The 17416-nt window shown below is 57.6% G+C and carries 12 protein-coding genes; 4 read left to right on the forward strand and 8 right to left on the reverse strand.

The features are described from left to right. The first annotated feature begins 41 nt into the window (after nucleotides 1-41). Together WBK23_RS09015 and yjiA are read left to right on the forward strand one after the other, a co-directional pair. Nucleotides 42-245, forward strand: a complete 204-nt coding sequence (locus WBK23_RS09015) for a YbdD/YjiX family protein (RefSeq protein WP_424483633.1) — start codon at nucleotides 42-44, stop codon at nucleotides 243-245. A 108-nt stretch (nucleotides 246-353) separates the two neighbouring features. Continuing rightward, a complete protein-coding gene (yjiA, locus tag WBK23_RS09020; protein WP_424483634.1) occupies nucleotides 354-1325 on the forward strand; it encodes a GTPase in 972 nt (323 codons plus the stop codon). A 69-nt stretch (nucleotides 1326-1394) separates the two neighbouring features. On the opposite strand, the gene glyA is transcribed toward yjiA, so the two are convergent. The 8 genes from glyA to WBK23_RS09060 form a co-directional block, all read right to left on the reverse strand. Next, nucleotides 1395-2648 carry a serine hydroxymethyltransferase gene (glyA, locus tag WBK23_RS09025; RefSeq protein ID WP_424483635.1) on the reverse strand — a complete coding sequence of 418 codons (1254 nt, stop codon included), beginning with the start codon at nucleotides 2646-2648 and terminating at the stop codon, nucleotides 1395-1397. Nucleotides 2649-2803: 155 nt separating this feature from the next. Further along, nucleotides 2804-7015, reverse strand: coding sequence for a sensor domain-containing protein (locus WBK23_RS09030; protein ID WP_424483653.1), 4212 nt, complete (start codon nucleotides 7013-7015; stop codon nucleotides 2804-2806). A gap of 718 nt (nucleotides 7016-7733) precedes the next feature. Continuing rightward, a complete protein-coding gene (locus WBK23_RS09035) occupies nucleotides 7734-8549 on the reverse strand; it encodes a hypothetical protein (RefSeq protein ID WP_424483636.1) in 816 nt (271 codons plus the stop codon). Between the two features lie 216 nt (nucleotides 8550-8765). After that, on the reverse strand, nucleotides 8766-9815 hold the full coding sequence (locus tag WBK23_RS09040; RefSeq protein ID WP_424483637.1) for a ComEC/Rec2 family competence protein: 1050 nt from the start codon (nucleotides 9813-9815) through the stop codon (nucleotides 8766-8768). After that, nucleotides 9815-11107: a hypothetical protein gene (locus tag WBK23_RS09045; RefSeq protein WP_424483638.1), complete on the reverse strand. Its 1293-nt coding sequence runs from the start codon at nucleotides 11105-11107 to the stop codon at nucleotides 9815-9817. The genes WBK23_RS09040 and WBK23_RS09045 overlap by 1 nt, the downstream gene beginning before the upstream one ends. Then, on the reverse strand, nucleotides 11104-12186 hold the full coding sequence (locus tag WBK23_RS09050) for a caspase family protein (RefSeq protein ID WP_424483639.1): 1083 nt from the start codon (nucleotides 12184-12186) through the stop codon (nucleotides 11104-11106). Before WBK23_RS09050 ends, WBK23_RS09045 begins: the two co-directional genes overlap by 4 nt. 41 nt (nucleotides 12187-12227) lie before the next feature. Further along, nucleotides 12228-14642 (reverse strand): S8 family peptidase, encoded by a 2415-nt coding sequence (locus WBK23_RS09055; protein WP_424483640.1) that lies wholly within the window; start codon nucleotides 14640-14642, stop codon nucleotides 12228-12230. A 17-nt stretch (nucleotides 14643-14659) separates the two neighbouring features. Further along, entirely contained in the window at nucleotides 14660-15850 is a 1191-nt protein-coding gene (locus WBK23_RS09060) for an AAA family ATPase (protein WP_424483641.1), read from the reverse strand. Nucleotides 15851-16083: 233 nt separating this feature from the next. Between WBK23_RS09060 and WBK23_RS09065 the strand changes: the two genes are divergently transcribed. Both WBK23_RS09065 and WBK23_RS09070 read left to right on the forward strand, forming a co-directional pair. Beyond that, nucleotides 16084-16791 (forward strand): hypothetical protein, encoded by a 708-nt coding sequence (locus WBK23_RS09065; protein WP_424483642.1) that lies wholly within the window; start codon nucleotides 16084-16086, stop codon nucleotides 16789-16791. A gap of 69 nt (nucleotides 16792-16860) precedes the next feature. Continuing rightward, on the forward strand, nucleotides 16861-17217 hold the full coding sequence (locus tag WBK23_RS09070; RefSeq protein WP_424483643.1) for a hypothetical protein: 357 nt from the start codon (nucleotides 16861-16863) through the stop codon (nucleotides 17215-17217). Nucleotides 17218-17416 lie beyond the last annotated feature (199 nt).

The raw sequence follows: 17416 nt of genomic DNA on the forward strand, positions 1-17416 counted from the left end.
GGGTCCGCGCGCGGGCCCGGCTTCGTCATAAGGAGAACCGCGTGTTCAATGATCTCAGCCGTATGGGCAAGTACCTCGGGCAGGCCGCACGTATGCTGGTCGGCATGCCCGACTACGACACCTATGTCGAACACATGGGTAACAAGCACCCGGACCAGCCGGTGATGAGCTACGAGGCGTTCTTCCGTGAACGCCAGGAAGCCCGTTATGGTGGTGGCAAGGGGCGTCCCGTTCGTTGCTGTTGATACCCCTCGCTTGCAATACCTGCACGCCACGCTAGCCGTGGCGTGTTCTTTTCTAGGGTGGATGACGCTTTGTTCATCCACCGTTAACCCGCACGGTGGATGATCCGCATGTCGCATACCCCTATTCCCGTCACCGTGCTGAGCGGCTTTCTCGGTGCCGGCAAGACCACCCTGCTCAAGCATATGTTGCAGGCCGAGCACGGCCTGAAACTGGCGGTGATCGAGAACGAATTGAGCGATACGCCGATCGACGGCCAGTTGTTGGGTAGCGCGCCGGTCGAGGTGATGACCCTGGCCAATGGCTGCGTCTGCTGCTCGATTCATGTCGAGTTGGAAAAAGCCCTGTACCTGCTGCTGGACAAGCTGGATGCCGGTGAGCTGGCCTTCGACCGCCTGGTGATCGAGTGCACCGGTCTGGCCGACCCGGCACCGGTGGCGCAGACCTTCTTCGCCGGTGACGAGCTGTGCGAGCGCTATGTGCTGGACGGCATCATCACCCTGGTGGATGCGGCGAATGCCGAGCGCCACCTGCAGGAAACCATTGCCCAGGCTCAGGTCGGTTTCGCCGACCGTATCCTGTTGAGCAAGACCGACCTGGTCGATGCCGCGCACGTCGAGGCGCTGACCCAGCGTTTGCAGCGGATCAATCGCCGCGCGCCGCTGCGGGTGGTCGAGCACGGCCGCATCGAGCTGGCCGAGCTGCTGGATATCCGTGGTTTCAATCTGAATGCCGATATTGCCCCGGCGTTGCGCATGACCCCGCTGTCCGCCGTCAATTCGCTCGACCGCATTACCACCCTGGTGCTGAAAGCCGATAAGCCGCTGGATCTCGACAGGCTCAGCGTCTTTATGGAGAACCTGCTGGAGCAGCATGGCAATTCGTTGCTGCGCTACAAGGGCGTGCTCAGCGTGGCCGGTGAGGATCGGCGCATGGTGTTTCAGGGCGTGCTACGGCTGTACGGCTTCGATTACGACAGCGCGTGGGGCGCAGACGAGGCGCGCGACAGCGTGCTGGTGTTGATCGGCGACAACCTGCCGGAGGCGGCGATTCGCCAGGGCTTTGCCGAGGTCACGGGGTAGGGCGGTTTCGGCAGAAATAAAAAAGCCCGGCATCAGCCGGGCTTTTTTATCTAGCGAGAACGCTGACGCTTAGTTGCCATAAACCGGCAGCTTGGCGCAGACGGCCTTGACCTTCTCACGCACAGCGTCGACTACCGACTCGTCGCCCATGTTCTGCAGGATGTCGCAGATCCAGCCGGCCAGCTCGCGGCACTCGGTTTCCTTGAAGCCACGGGTGGTGACGGCTGGGGTGCCGATGCGCAGGCCGGAGGTGACGAACGGCGAACGTGGGTCGTTCGGCACGCTGTTCTTGTTCACGGTGATAAAGGCGCGACCCAGGGCGGCGTCGGCGTCTTTACCGGTGATGTCCTGCTTGATCAGGGACAGCAGGAACAGGTGGTTCTGCGTGCCGCCGGAGACCACGTCGAAGCCGCGCTCGATAAACACGCTGGCCATGGCCTGGGCGTTCTTCACCACTTGCTGCTGGTAAGCCTTGAACTCAGGCTGCAGGGCTTCCTTGAAGCACACCGCCTTGGCCGCGATCACGTGCTCCAGCGGGCCGCCTTGGGCACCCGGGAATACCGCAGAGTTGAGCTTCTTCTCGATCGCTTCGTTGGCCTTGGCCAGGATCAGGCCGCCACGCGGGCCGCGCAGGGTCTTGTGGGTGGTGGTGGTAACGACGTCGGCGAACGGCACCGGGTTCGGGTACACGCCAGCGGCAACCAGACCGGCCACGTGGGCCATGTCAACGAACAGGTAGGCACCGACCTTGTCAGCGATGGCGCGGAAGCGCGGGAAATCCAGCACCTGGGAGTAGGCGCTGAAGCCGGCCACGATCATCTTCGGCTTGTGCTCGACGGCCAGGCGCTCGACTTCGTCGTAGTCGATCAGACCGGCATCGGTGATGCCGTACTGCACGGCGTTGTACAGCTTGCCGGAGGAGGAAACGCTGGCACCGTGGGTCAGGTGGCCGCCGTGGGCCAGGCTCATGCCCAGGATGGTGTCGCCGGCCGACAGCAGGGCCAGGTACACGGCGCTGTTGGCTTGGCTGCCGGCGTGCGGCTGGACGTTGGCGTAATCAGCACCGAACAGCTCCTTGGCGCGGTCGATGGCCAGCTGCTCGACGATGTCGACGTATTCGCAACCGCCGTAGTAACGCTTGCCCGGATAGCCTTCGGCGTACTTGTTGGTCAGTACCGAGCCTTGGGCTTCCATCACCGCTGGGCTGGTGTAGTTCTCCGAGGCGATCAGCTCGATGTGATGTTCCTGGCGCTGGGCTTCTTGCTCCATCGCGGCAAACAATTCGGCGTCATAACGGGCGATAGTCAAATCACGGCTGAACATAGCATTCCCCTGAGAAAATCAGCTGGGCGGTAGAAAGAGGGGGCGAATTCTACCCCATCCGTAATAAACAGGCATATGAAGCGTGGTCATCTGGCAGACAAGCGGGGCTCATGCGTGAGCGTTAGGCGGGGGATTGTTGTTGGCCAGGCGGCCGGCTAGCCAAGCATAAACAGCGCGGTGCCGGTAAACAGTGAGGTGAACTGCTGCGGCGGCATCGGCCGGCCGAGGAGGAAGCCCTGCACTTCGTCACAATCATGGCCGCGCAGGAAGTCCAGCTGGGCCAGGGTTTCCACGCCCTCGGCAATTACCGTCAGGTTCAGGCTGTGGGCCATGGCGATGATCGCCCGGGCGATCTGCCCGTCCTGCTCGCCGTGGGGCAGGCCGTCGACGAAGCTGCGGTCGATCTTCAGTACGTCGATGGGGAACTGCTTGAGGTAGTTCAGCGAGCTGTAGCCGGTGCCGAAGTCGTCGATGGCGATGCACACACCCAGCTGCTTGAGGCTGGTGAGGGTGTGCATGGCGTTGGTCACGTCTTCCATCAGGATGCTTTCGGTCAGTTCCAGCTCCAGGCAGGCCGCTGCAATGCCGCTCTGCTCGATGATCTGGGCGATACGCTGGTCGAGGTCGCCTTCGGCAAACTGGCGGGCCGAGAGGTTGACCGAAATCTTCGGCACGCGGATCTTCGCTTTGTGCCATTCGGCCAGCTGGCGGCAGGACTCGCGCAGCACCCAGTCACCGACCTGCACCACCAGGCCCAGCTCTTCGAGTACCGGAATAAAGTCGTTTGGCGGTACCAGGCCGCGTTGCGGGTGCTGCCAGCGCAGCAGCGCCTCGGCCCCGGTCAGGCGCTTGCCGTCGCCGGAGAACTGCGGTTGGTAATACAGGCGGAACTCGCCTTGTTCGAGGGCGTGGCGCAGGTCACTTTCCAGCTCCAGGCGCTGCAGGGCGCTGGCGTTCATGTCGGCCTGGTAGAACTGGAAGTTGTTCTTGCCGCGCTCCTTGGCGTGGTACATGGCGGTGTCGGCGTTTTTCATCAGCTGACTCAGCTCGTCACCGTCTTGCGGGGACAGAGCGATGCCAATACTGGCGGTGACGAAGAACTCGCGGCCTTCGAGGATAAACGGCTGTTCCAGGCTGGCGAGAATCTGCTCGCCGACATGGATGGCGCGTTTCAGCGCGCCTTCGCGGTCGCCCTGGGATTGCAGCAGCAGGGTGAATTCGTCGCCGCCCATGCGCGCCACCGTATCGTCGCCGTTCACGCAGGCGGCCAGGCGCACGGCCACCTCCTTGAGCATGCGGTCGCCAGCGGCGTGGCCGAGCGAGTCGTTGATCGGCTTGAAGCGGTCGAGGTCGAGGAACATCAGCGCCACCCACTCCTGGTGCCGCGCGCCGTGCTGCAGGGCGCTGTGCAGGCGATCCTGGAACAGGGTGCGGTTGGGCAACTGGGTCAGGGCGTCGTAGTAGGCCAGGCGGTGAATGCGCTGCTCGCTGGCCTTGCGCTCACTGATGTCGCTGAAGAAGCACACATAGCTGACCAGGTCGCCTTCGTCGTCGCGCACCGCGGTGATGCCGACCCAGGCCGGGAAGGTCTCGCCGTTGCGACGCTTCAACCACACCTCGCCTTCCCAGCTGCCGTGCTGGTTGAGCTGCTTGAGCACGTAGGTCAGGTGGCTGGCCTGCTGGGTGTCGGCGGTGAGCATGCCCGGCAACTGGTCGAGAATCTGCTGCGAGCTGTAGCCACTGACGCGGCTGAAGGCATTGTTGACCTGGACGATATAGCCGGCCGGGTCGGTGACCAGGATCGCCGCGGTGGAGTGCTCGAATACCGTGGCGGCCATGCGCAGGTCTTTCTCGGCGCGGCGTTGCAGGCTGATGTCGCGGCCAACCCCGAGCAGCCCTTCGAAGCGCCCGCTGTCGTCCCACATCGGCACCAGGCGCAGTTCCACCGGAATCTTCTGGCCATCGGCGCGCAGCGCGTCAAAGACGAACAGTTGCGGCAGAAACTGCGCACGCAGTTCGGCCAGGCGCTGCGGGTCGCCGAGGGCGTTGCGCACCCGCTCGAGCAGTTCGTAGAAACCGGTCAGTTGGCGCGGGTTGGTCGCCAGGCTCTGGAAACCATTGGCCAGCGCCCACTCGCTGTCATAGCCGAGCACCGGCATCACCGAGGGGCTGACGTAGTTGAGTTGCAGGCCGGCATCGGTGGAGAAGATCACGTCGCTGATGCTTTCGGCCAGCAGGCGGTAGCGCTGTTCGCTGGTGCGCAGCGATTCGCTGTGGGTGATCTGCTCGGTGATGTCCTTGGCCACACCGATCAGGCGGCTGACCCGGCCTCTGGCATCGCGTGCCAGGGCCTGCTCGCGGATATCGAACCAGTGCCAGCTGCCATCGCGGTGCCGCCAGCGCAGTTCGAACTGCATCAGCAGGCCGTTGCCCAGCACCTGCTGGATATTGCGCATGCGCTGGTACAGCTCGACATCGTCGGGATGCAGGATCTTTTCCCACAGACGCTCGCCCAGCTCGTGCATCTCCGCCTTGCTGTAGCCCAGGCGCGGGCCGAGGTGGTTGTTGCTGTACATCACCCGCTTGCCGATGATGTCGTGCACGTAAATGGTGTCGGGCACGGCGCTGACCACATCGGACCAGAAGCGCTCACGCTCGATCAACGAGGTTTCAATGCGCTTGCGGTTGGTGATGTCGCTGATGCTGAGGGTGACGGCCTGCAGGTCGTCGATGCTTTCCGGCAGGCGCAGCAGCAGCCACAGGTGGCGCTCGTGGCCTTGCGGGGTGGTGATGCGTCGCTCCATTTCTAGCAGGCCGCCGCCGTTGAACATGGCGTTGACCAATTGCAGGCGGAAGCCTTCGAGGTGCAGTGGACCGCTGTTGAACAGGTGTTGCCAGGCTTGCTGGTTGGAGTCGACGCCGAGCAGTTGCAGGGCCACCTGATTGGTTTCGGTCAGGCGCATGCGCCGGCAGATTTCGCCATGGTGCTGCGGGTCGGCGTCCAGCCAGCGCTGCAGGCTGGCCAGGTCGTGCAGCTGCTGCTGGTGCAGGTAGCGTTGCAGCTCGGCGAGGTCGAGCACGCAGAGTGCGGTGCCGGTGCCTTCGAAGATGTCCTGGTAGCGCCGGCGGGTCTCCTGCAACACGTGCGAGGCGCGCTGCTCCTCGGTGACATCGCGCAGCACCCAGACAAAGCCGGCGCGCTTGTTGTCTTCACTGAGATCGCTGCGGCTGATGTCGTACAGCCGGGTGGTACCGTTCTGCTGGATTTCCACCAGGTCCGGGCCGAGGTCGTTGTGCAGTGCGGTGTCATGCAGCAGCAGCGGGTCGAGACGCGGCAGCAGCTTGAGCAGGTGCCAGTCGCGCGCCTCGTCATTGCTCAGGCCGAACATCGTCTCGGCCTGCGGGTTGAGGTACTGCAACTGGCCCAGGCTGTCGGTGACCAGCACGCGCTCCTCGATCGCCCCGAGCACGCTGGCCGCCTGTTGCAGGTAGCGCCGTGAGGCGGTGTTGGCGGCGTGCAGGCTGCGCTGCTCGTGCAGCAGGCGATACAGCGCCAACAGGGTCAGCGCGGCGCAGAGGACAAACAGCAGCAGCTTGCTGGCCTGTTGCGGCAGTTGCTCGGCGCGCACCTTGCGTTCGTTGAACAGTGCGCGCAATTGCCAGTCGCTGCCCTTGAGCGGGGTGACCAGGGTGCTCTGCGCCAGGTTTTCCGCCGTCACTGGCGGGGCGATCGGGCTGTTGAGCGCCGGCTGGTTATGGCTGACGATCACCCGTTGCACGTTGCGGTCTTCCAGCAGCCATTGGTGCGGGCTCTTGTGGTGTTCGTTGAGCCAGCTGCTGAGGGCCTGGTTGGTCAGGCGCAGCACCCAGAAGCCGCTGGCCGGGCTGTCGCTGTTATGACGCAACAACAGATAGATACGACCGCGCTCGTGGGCGCTGAAAGAATAGAAAAACACCTCGTCGCGGGCGCGGGCGAGCAATTCGCGGAGAAATGGCGCATCGCTGCTGCTGCTGCTGCTGCTGCTGCTGCTGCTGCTGCCGTCGCTGTCGGCCACCGGCCTGCCCTGGGCATTCAGCCAGGCCACGCTGCGCAGCGTCGGGAACACCCCGCGCAGGGTGTGCAGCAGCTCGTCGCGGAGTTCGGGGTTTATCGGCGGCAGCACATGTTGCTGCAACAGGGCCTGGCCGGCGCTGGCCTTGAGCTCCATGTTCAGGCCGATGTGGTTGGCCAGCTGGGTGCTGTAGGCGAGGCTGAGCTGGCGCTGGTTGTCGAGCAGCTGCTGCGACTCCTGACGCAGTTGCCAGAGCAGCAGTATCAGCATGCTCAGGACCAGTACCACCAGTGCGCCACGGGTCGGCCCACGCATCGCCACATTCAGCGGTGCGCTGGGCGTGTGCGGTGCGGGTGAGGGCGTGACTGTCGGCAATTGCGCGGTCCTGGACGTGGAGTGGCATGCAAAGGGCGGCTAGGATGCCATAACTGTGGCGAAGTGCCAGCGTCACCGACGAGCGTCGTTTGCCCTGCACGGCGCATTCCGGTAGCTTTGCCGCACGCGCGCGCGACTGTGCAAAGCCCGAGGCTTTAACGCCGGCGTTGGCATTGTCTGGCGGCTCCGCCCCCGCCGTGTAGCCACCGGTTACACGCATCAGTTGGCGGCTTCTCTTTCGTTTCCTGTCTAGAACCAAGGTTATCCATGGCTCAATCATCTGATCTACCCCATTAATTTTTAGTCACGTTTTACGATCTGCAGTCGAGCCCCCATAGCCAGTGCTTTCCCAGCCTCTTCAGCATCTCTTTCCTATCAATCCTGTGTCAGGGCAGAGCTTTTAGTTAGCTTTTGCTGATTTGGGGTCAAAATTAGGCTCCAAAACTTAACGTTTTGTAAGTGCTCCTGTGATCGCTTCGGGGATAAGCTCTAGCCGGCTATCGTCCAAGCTCAGCCCCTTTCAGCAGTATTCGGAGAAAAACCACAGGATGATCTTTGAACGTCAGCCGACCACCGCCATTCGCCAACTTTCACTTTAGATCAACAAAATAACTCTCTGTGGCAAGAGGGGGTAGCTACAAGCTACCCCCTCTTCAGATCAATCAAGATTACTGTCGATTTGGTCGAAGAAGTTGATGCCGAGCTGAATCTGGAGCGAACCGAACCTGTTCCGCAGCTTGCGCTTAAGTGTTTCCGATGCGACAGGCTCGACGTCAATCCAGTATCCGTAAGGATGTCCATCCTCGGACTCGTTAGAGGTAATCTCGGCGTCGACGAGTTGCTCTGCTTCATCAATGCCAATCTCAAACTCGTCCGCCAATGCCTCAGCCAAAGATATCAGTGGTCGATTCGCGAGCTCCCGCTGACGTTCCGACTCCAGGTAATCAAACTCTGCTTCCCGATCACGATCAGGCTCGCCATGGTTGATCAGCAGCCCATCGTCTTCGGCGAGCTTCCAGATGCCATCCCGACGCAGAAGATAGGCCGTACAGTCCAAGTAGAACGCTGACCCGAAGTAGACTCGATCTTGGTGCTGCTTACCCCGGTAGGAAAGAGACACTCCAAGAGTTAGCATTCCCCGCGCGTCGTCATACTCAGCGGCGTTAGCCACAAGATCATAGACGCTGAACTCCGAGGCGTTAGTTTCGGCAACTGCACCTGCGAGCAGGTCTTCCAGCTCCATCGGAACCTCGTCCTCATGGATTGCCTCACGCAGGTCTGCCACCCCTAATGCTGCGGACATCAGGCGTGCCTCCATCGGGGCGGTTTTCGCTACTTTTGACAGCTCGTGGAAACTCGAAAATTTGGCCGAAGCCGCCACCATCTCCAATGCATCGGCGAGTTTGATATCACGCTCGCGAGACAGAGTTTTAGCTTGAGATTTCAGAATGTTGTAGCAAGAAAAAGCAGACATAAGACGGACTCCAAACCGTGGACGCTTGGTAACCGGTTACCTGCTCACCGGGCAGCGTCATGGATTGGCGTGCCGATTTGAAGAGGGTGCATCTGATGGGCTATTGCTTCGCGTAGCAGGCGCCAGGCGACCATCACCGCCTTCGCCAGATACTAAATCGGAGACAGACGCTACGCAACCACCGTATTCGCAGGTTGGCCGCGCGCCTAAGAGCCTTCAAATATCGACTGAAGCGCCATCTTCATCACCATAGACGGTCGTGTACTTGTAGAGAGATTTCAAAGCCGCGTTATCCCAAATCTCGGAAAAACTAGTTCGATAATTGAATATCAACTCAGGCTCTTTTCCATAGTGGACTACACGGGCCACTGCTGGCTGAGAGGGATGTTTAAAATACGCGCCATTGGAGCTGAATAAATATCGCTCACAGTCGATCGCCTCTACAAACTCTTTGGACAAATTGCTTTCGCTACCGTGATGTGGAACCTTGACCAGATCAAATCGATATGGCGGATCCCCCCATACCTGTGACAGTGATTTTGTAAGGCGAGAAGGATAGGCATCAGCACCAAGTAGTAACCTTCGCCCATCGTACTCGACGATAAATGCAATGCTACTCCCATTGGCTTCAGCGTAATCTTCTTCGAACTTCTGAGCGGCCAACGTAGGTACATCTAAGGCGCCAGCTGCACCAAAAGCATCCATACCCTCCATACCAAAATACTCAGTTACAGCCGCAACATCTGCGTACAGGTCAGCTTCGCCGCATACCTTGATCCAGCTGGTCTTCAAACGTTCAAGTTGCGGTCTATCCGGCGAGAGTAAAGTGATTTTCGCGCCGCCTGGAAGAACAAAGGTCGGGCAGGTCTCGGGAGTAACCAACAGTCCTGCATTCTCCACTACCGCATTCCATGCAACGCCTTTGGTAAGCAGCAGCGCTGTCAAACGCTCTCCTTGCTTCTCCCCAAATGCTTCGAGCTCTGAGAGGTGCCGAAATCCATTGAACCAGAAGTCACGCACTTTCACGCCATAGAAATCTTTTTCTAAAAGCGTAAGCATGCCGCCGATATGGTCCTTATCAACGTGAGTAACAACAACCAGCTCTAGGTGGCCTCCGCGAGAAGCCAGAGCTTTCAATTTAGCGATAAGCGCCTTAGGCAAAGATGGCCCTGCATCTACGAGGATCACATTAGGATGATCCCCATCTCCATACTCAATCCACAAACAGTCGCCAAAGCTGGCAGGCAGTGCGCTCAATCTGAACATCAGCTGATCCTCGGCAGGCTGACGTATCTGGATATCTCCAGCGTGGTAAATGGCTCCGTCCTAACGCAAGCTACGTCTGCTGCCTTCGCCGCAGACAACATACTTCGAACCGCCTGATCCGACGGGTCAACCCGATACAGCAAGGTGAGACCGTCTATGAGGACATGGAGTCCAACAGTGTAGTAGGGCAAGCCGCGAGACCAAGCCTGGGAAAACCACGATTTTGCTTCGGTGTACGCCATACCATCAGGGGTTTCTTTGTTAAGGCTTATCCAACCCAAGGCAATTGCCCCATCCGGCATCCACATATATTTGAAGCATAAGTTCTCCACCCACGCGTAGTGTTTTTGATCCATCACTCCCGATAAGGCAAGCAAGTAAGCTGCAGCAGCAGCCGAAAAAGGGTTTTGTTTTTTTCTATATAACGCTGTTGCCGCCTTTCCACGGTCACTCTCAGAAATTGAAAGTGTAGAACTTATATCTCGGCGTGTTAAATACTCGACCAAAGAACCATAAACAGGATCCATAAGCTTTAGCGACGCGGACCACTTAAATCTCTGTTTTCCCCCATTGCTTTTACGCTCCATGATGAGTTTGAAAGGATCGCTATCCTCACAAGCCCAACCATCAGGGTATGCAATCAGAGTTTGAGCTTTTCCTTTACCACTAACGATTAACCATCGCCGCGCAGTGCTGCGCTCTACTTCGACGCCACTATTGCCAAGAGTAATCTCGTGCCTTAATTCATTAGTGATGGCGCGCGTAAAAATACTTTCGCTTTGAGCGGCAGGATGTTTGATATTGCTAGCAAACTCATAAAGCCCTGTAAGAGTTAACTCATCCTGCTGGGTATACGCGCTAACTTCAATATCTTGTTTCCGGACAGAGACACGTCTTGCTCCAGCGGCAAGCACCCGAGGAACCCAGCCGAAACTGCTCTCACCGTCAGATCTACGTGCTCTCAGCGTCGAGATATCAGTAATTGGCACACGTTTTAGGCCGCTCACTAGCAGCCGGTAACGCTGATTTTCATCGACAGTGATGGTCGTGCGAAGTGAATGGCCATTTGGATAACCGACGTCCACTAAATACGACCCCGGCTCTGGCAACGCTAACGTCGAGTTTTCTCTGCCACTCAGCGAAACCCCGACTTGGACCATATGATCCGAGAATATTGGTGTACCAATGGCCACCTCATCCCCATCTTGAGAGAGGGGCCAAACCGAGCAGAGCACCTCTCGCGCCGGCTCGTTCAGCTCATCAGTTGACTCAAGAATGATGACCGGATTCATAGCACCTCCAGTGTGATGTTCTGGAATGGCGGGAAAATATGCACATGAACAGGCGCGACAGTGTAAGGAGCTGCTGCACCAAAAGTGGCTTCGACGGAGCATGGACCATGGGGGACAAATGTTCTCCATGGGTGAGCCAAATCTGGCCGCACTATCCGATTACTCGGAGTCGTGCAGCTAAGCTGCGCTGAATCGTTTGCCGCGTTATTGGTGAGGCTTACATGCACGATTACTTCCGGAGCCTGAGTTAGAACATGCAGTTGGAAACCTATTCCAGAGATGCCGTCGGCCGGACAATGGGACGCCCCACTAAAATCGTCTATCAAAGCCGCAATTGCTCTCTGAAGCTGCTGGGGCGATACGGCCCAGTGCCGTCCATTTGGCTGGTACACCCCCGAACGGTTCAAGCCATGCAGCAATGCTTGAGTGAAGACACTTACCTGTCCTGGAGCCCCAAATGCCTGCTCACCAACCTGGGCGGCGAAAAGCACAGGGCTTTCCCCTTTAAAGGGCTTCAGAAGGTTGATATTTGGCAGTCCCGATAGCCCAATCTGGGACGGATCCAGCACTGTAGCCAGATCCACGGTACGACAGGCATCAACGAGATAAATCTGCTTTAGAGCTGCGCAGCCCCGCATCGCCAGCCGCAAATCCCCTATGCGCAGAGCATGCCGAAGTAACTGTGCAGATCGCCCCGCGTCCTCCATCAAGAGATGAGTGTTAACTCCATCCCCTAAGCCGTGGCCGCAGAAATAAAAAATCGCTACGTTTTCCGGGTGTGAGTTGGCCCGTTGATGCCATACCGCTACAGCATCCTCGTAGTTATCCCACGTAGGTCGGTCAATCTGACTATGAAGCCCATTTGTGTCGGTGTATTCAGCCTGGCCGACCTGTGAAATCAGCACCTCAATGGACCTCAGAGGCGCGTCAGGGTTATTGAGCGTGGTATCAACCCACTTCAGCAATTCCAAAGCGGATACGGGGGGGGACGTAATTTGCCCCATACCCCGGTGGTCGGCTGCGGCCACCTTGGAACCGTCTTTGAGATGCGGATAATCCCCTACCCCAATGATGAACACATGGGTTCCAGGCCCTGCCGCATCGTTTAGCCTGAACGTAGTCATCGCGCTCTTGCTCTCGCCTGCGTTCTGACATCTCGCAACCTTACGCCCTGGTTGACCAACCCTCTCCGAGCACTGGCGAAAACACCTGCTTTCTTATCTGGGTCAGATATCGTGAGAATGACGGCGAAGGACACTCCCGAGGCGGGGTATTCCGCACCTGCCCTAGTGAGGGAGTCCACAACCAACCGCCAGTTACTTGTCCCTTCCAGGCGAGTAAATTCGCGGCTGTATCGCTTAACTGGCCACCATTTCGCGCCATGTGCGATTAGATTTTTTTCCAAAATCCCACCGTGATCTGGCTTGAGTCGTCCAGTGAAGGAGAACTCCTGCTTTTTCTTGTTGAAAGTCTCTTGGCGCAGGTAAGCGTCGAGGTTTACCCGCGTAAATTCAGCCTGGTGCCGGCGATCAAACGGGGGCGAGTAAACGATGGTCAGATCGACCACCCCACGCGTAATGCCATTTTCGACCAAAACATCAGGCCACTCGAAATCAAACGAGAGCTCTTTTCTATTTGGAAGAACATCCTGGAACACGAGGGTAATCGATGTGTCATCAGTGGCGAGCATGTCATCCACCGCCCCTGGAATGCCAAACCCAGCAAAGTCTTTGCTCACATCGTTTAACAGCTTGTCGTTCAACAGCGCAGGCATCTTGGCGAAGTGATACATCAGCGCTAGAAGCACATCTCGTGACGGCCGCCCCTCAATCCGGTGATCAAGGATGGCAAGCGTCTTGGCCACCAGTGGAGCCGCAAAGCTCGTTCCCTCTTCTGGAACAAGGCTCCCAGAATGATCTACCGAGTGGAGTGGATTGTTGGTAGCCAAACAGCCGCCGACATGAGCAAAGTCAGGCTTTATGCCTGCCGACGTTGCTGGGCCTCGCCTTGAGTAGCGAGCCGGTCGGGTTAAGCCCGAGCTGTCGATGGGTTCCAGTGCACCCACAGTAATATTTCTGGCCGTTTCGCCAGGGACGTATATTCGGTCAGCCCCCAGCTGCCGGTATGTCGCAAGCTGTTGCAACGCTGGCGTTGCACCGTCTGGCCAGCGGTTACGAGCCTGAGCACTCTCCAAGTTTCCCGCAGAAATCACGAAAATCACGTCATGCTTATCGGCGATTTCGTCAAGAATGGCCGCATAGGGGCTGTAACCATTCTGATCAGTCATGTCCTCCGGGTTGAGACTTAAGTTGATAACCCTCATGCCCTCGGGCTTAGCGTCGGTCAGTTCCTGATCCAGCTGACGCATCATGTCGAGGAAGCCTTGCTCGAAGTTATCCTCAAACTTCTCTTCATCTTCCGTGAAGAGGTCGTAATCGAAAAACTTACAAGGGTCAGGCTCAATGCGCTGGTTGGGGTTGAAGGCGGCGCCATTAACCAACAAGCCCGCAATGAAGGTTCCGTGATCCCGATCGGAGTCGGGCTCCCTCATGAACCCTACAGCTCCCGCTGACCACGCAGAAATAGACCGGTGTTGACTGATGCCGGCGTCAACGACTCCCACCACAGGGTAATCGACCCCTGGTTGCGGCTCAGGCAGGGCGGCGCGCGACAGGGGAGCTGGCGGAGTGGGCACGCGGGCAGATTGCTGACCCCTTACCACCACTGCGCCCAGCGCGTAACGACGAACTAGTGGTGAGTGATCCAGAAACTCGACAAGGAGCCCAAGCGTTTCGCCGAAGCGATCACTCTTCACAAATGACGCAGGCACCTGAACGGTGGTGATGTGCAAGTCGCGCCATTCGCTTCCCGAAGACCAAATCTTCAAGTGTTCGGATAGGTTTCCGAGATCGCGGCGAAACAACGTCAACTCCGAAAGAGCTGCCGCTCTTCCGTCGCCTGCGCGCAAAGAGGCCTCGTCGACGAATAGCTCTACAGTGAAGTAACGGGCGCCCGGCCATTTCTTGAAGTGCTCAACAGCACTTTCAAGGCTAAAACCTCGCTTGTCTTTTACAGAAGGAAGCGTGATCTCTTCGATTGCGCCCGTCTCAGATCGCGCAGAACTCGCCTTCAGCTTGTTCTTGTTATCCCGTTTGGTAACCGTTTCCTCGGCGTCGCTTATCGCTTCAGCAACGGCTCCTAAGGTATCCGGGGTTACTTCAAAATAAAGCTCTCCTAGCGCACCGGAGCCGACCAGGGGAAGGCTCTTCGACTTGAAGAGCGCATCGACTGGGCGATGGCTTTTGGCAAGCGCATTGGATTGTAGTCTGACTTTGACATAGCCCACGCGCCGAGAGCCCGATCGCGACAGAACCGTACGAATGGATTCGACCTGCTTTAAGAGTTGCTGCTTGTGGCGCTTGAACTCGTCATCGCGGTCTTCGTAGAAATCCTTTGTTCCGCCGCCACCGCCACCCTCAGGCAGCTTCATGTATTGGTCAGTTTGAAGAACAACCTGAACGGGATTATTCGCCATAACTACATCCTTGTTAGCTAGGCTCGCTCGGCAGTCTTAAGAAGCCGGCTTACCTTCGATTGTGTCGACTGAATCGCCTCGGCGATATCTGCCTGAACGATCTTCATATCTTTATAAGCCAGCACCTGATGCATCCAGGAGCTATCCCCTCGCGAAATCGCTTCTCGTGCCTGGGAAAAGTCGTTGGTTGCCGACAAATCCAGGAAGAGCTGAACCGAATCTATCACTGATGGCTTATGGCCTGCACGCAGTGTTATATCCCTTTTGAGGAAGTCGCACATCGTCTCGATATCTGAGCCGCTGTATCCCTCGGCCAGCCACGTTAGAACTTTGACGGCGCCAGGCTTAACAGCAAAGCCCTCGGTATAACGCTCGATGATCTTCGATCGAGTGATTGCGTCTGGTAGGCCTATCTCGATACGCGCGTCGAAACGCCGCCATACAGCAGGATCAAGCAGCGACTCATGGTTCGTAATTGCAATCGTCAATCCAAGCGGGGCACGAGCGTCAATAGCTTGCAGCACCGCATTGACTACTCGCTTCACCTCCCCGAGCTCTTGCGGATCGTCGCGAAGCTTCGCGATGCCATCAAACTCGTCTAGCAGTAGCAGGCACTGGTAGCGATTAGCAAAGTCGAAAAGCGCTCGTATGTTCCGGGCTGTAGTTCCCAGGTAAGAGCTTGTTAGGCCGTCCAGGCGTGCAAGAACAACAGGCAAGCCCAACTTTGAGGCAGCCCACATAGCCAACCGAGTTTTCCCCGTACCAGGCGCCCCGAAGAACAAAGCAGTGCGCGGAATTTTGATACCAGCCGCTTGCAACTCCGCTGCGCCAAGCCACTGCTCCTGCAAGTGTCCAATCGCGCGCTCTAGGCGCTCGTTAAGAATTGGTGGGGCTAGCTCCTCTAGCTGATTAGGGAAAAATATTTCCGCGAGCGGGGCACTGGTTTCCTTGTCCACTGGAGGAGATGTATTCGGCGTCATCATCTCCCCAGCAGACACAAACCGAGACCTCACAACGCGAGACGGCACTAGCTTTCCAGCTCCTGGCTTCTGCGAGCTATCCAGTACTTCGGTAATCGCCTGAGCCTCGTCAGAGGCTCCGGCTTTCTGTAACGCCTCTCGTAGACGCTCAGCGTGCTGCACCACCGCACCGGTCTTATCTCGAACCGATGCGCGCAGCAACGCTAGAACAATAGGAAAGTTCTCCATTTATAGAATCTCGACTTTGTATGCTCAACTGAGCCTATTGTATACGTACGGCACGGTATAATATGCTAGTTTTAGGAAATGAATCCATTTTTCAAGATAATTTATGCGTTTTTTTCGTCGAAAAATGCAAGGTTAGCCGTGCCGAATGCAGCGCCGCTGCTTCATCGGCTATAAAGCGACGGCGCTGCGGTAAGCACGCGCGCGCCACCATCAACAGCTGCTACGAGGGATCCATGCCTTTCAGACTCGTTCGAATCGACTTTTCAGACGAACCTAAGTGCCGCTTCTGCCCCAACAAGCTCACCTCAGGAAAAGTGCGAATCCTTCGTGACGATCAAGGCGACGAGGTTCAGGCCGGACCAACGTGTGCGCAAAAGTACGCGATTAACCATCGAGAGAAGGTTCCCGACCTGACTAAAGCGGCAATCGACCCCGAGGAGGAAAAGGGTGCCAATGGTCGAGGAGGCTCAGGAACTGGCGGTGAAAGATCTGCTGACGAACAGGCCGAGCAGCAACGCAGAGAAAAAGCAGAGGTCTACTTACTGCTTCGTGCCGAAAAACTTAAGACTCTGCGCGGGATGTTTCTCAAGCCGATGGAGGAGATAAGTCATCGCTATGCCGAAGGGAATATGAAGCCCAATGACTACCTGCACATATCCAACTTGATGGCCAAGGCAGACCGAGATATGCCGAATCTCTCCCTCCAAAACTTGCAAGCAGTATATGCCGCACGATTTTGGATGCAGCACCTGCTCCGGTTAACCCCAAGCGAGGCTAGAAGTACGTTTCTGAAAAGCATTCTGGAGCGCCTGGAGGCGAACCTAAGTCTGTCGTCCGCTCAAGTTGCACGCCTCAACGAATGCCTGAGTGAAAGCGCTGGGCGGGTTCGCATAGACCCTACAGCGTTCGTAGCGCTATCCAATAGAAAACGGCCCGAATAAGCGCAGCATGCAGATGCGCGCAGATTTAGTAGGATAAGAATCTCCAAGAACAGAGGACGTCAGTACGAAATGGACATTAACGCCACGACAATAGAACGGAATTTCAGGCTCTACACTTTGCCAGGACTGCTTGCTCTTTTGGGGGGCGGTGTACTGCTGCTGATTGATTCCTCCGCCGAATCAACGGGGCTGTTTGATCAAATGATTGCGCCCCTAAAGCGAGGGATTTTCTGGATGGCGGCCGGACTTACCCTAGTCGGGCTAGCGTGGGCGCTCTACCGCGCTTGGCTAGAGTTTCGTTGGATGCAGGGGCAGCTATTGGGTGGCTGCGCCAATTGTGGTGGCCCCGTACGCCATTTGGATGGCCGTTACGGCCCGTACAGCAAATGCTTAATGTGCGGCGGAAAGCGCAACGGCTGGCATTAAAACGAAAGCCCAGTACCACACCAACCCGCCTGAAGGGCTGGTGGCGGCACACGCCAGCCAAAGACGCCCGCTATCGGCCCAGGCTGTGTAAAAACGCAGGCTCCGTGTTGAAGTCTGCGTGGCTACTTGAAATCTGCAGCAGCTTGGTCAATCTGCAGACCTGAAATTTGCGTAGGAACGCGATTTCTGTTCCGACTCA

The organism is Pseudomonas sp. (genome assembly GCF_049653025.1).
Lineage (GTDB): Bacteria > Pseudomonadota > Gammaproteobacteria > Pseudomonadales > Pseudomonadaceae > Aquipseudomonas.

Bases quoted from the DNA above. Each gene is read 5' to 3' on its own strand.
- yjiA (WP_424483634.1), top strand. From the start codon at position 354: ATGTCGCATACCCCTATTCCCGTCACCGTGCTGAGCGGCTTTCTCGGT.
- glyA (WP_424483635.1), bottom strand. From the start codon at position 2,648: ATGTTCAGCCGTGATTTGACTATCGCCCGTTATGACGCCGAATTGTTT.
- WBK23_RS09030 (WP_424483653.1), bottom strand. From the start codon at position 7,015: ATGCGTGGGCCGACCCGTGGCGCACTGGTGGTACTGGTCCTGAGCATG.
- WBK23_RS09035 (WP_424483636.1), bottom strand. From the start codon at position 8,549: ATGTCTGCTTTTTCTTGCTACAACATTCTGAAATCTCAAGCTAAAACT.
- WBK23_RS09040 (WP_424483637.1), bottom strand. From the start codon at position 9,815: ATGTTCAGATTGAGCGCACTGCCTGCCAGCTTTGGCGACTGTTTGTGG.
- WBK23_RS09045 (WP_424483638.1), bottom strand. From the start codon at position 11,107: ATGAATCCGGTCATCATTCTTGAGTCAACTGATGAGCTGAACGAGCCG.
- WBK23_RS09055 (WP_424483640.1), bottom strand. From the start codon at position 14,642: ATGGCGAATAATCCCGTTCAGGTTGTTCTTCAAACTGACCAATACATG.
- WBK23_RS09060 (WP_424483641.1), bottom strand. From the start codon at position 15,850: ATGGAGAACTTTCCTATTGTTCTAGCGTTGCTGCGCGCATCGGTTCGA.
- WBK23_RS09065 (WP_424483642.1), top strand. From the start codon at position 16,084: ATGCCTTTCAGACTCGTTCGAATCGACTTTTCAGACGAACCTAAGTGC.
- WBK23_RS09070 (WP_424483643.1), top strand. From the start codon at position 16,861: ATGGACATTAACGCCACGACAATAGAACGGAATTTCAGGCTCTACACT.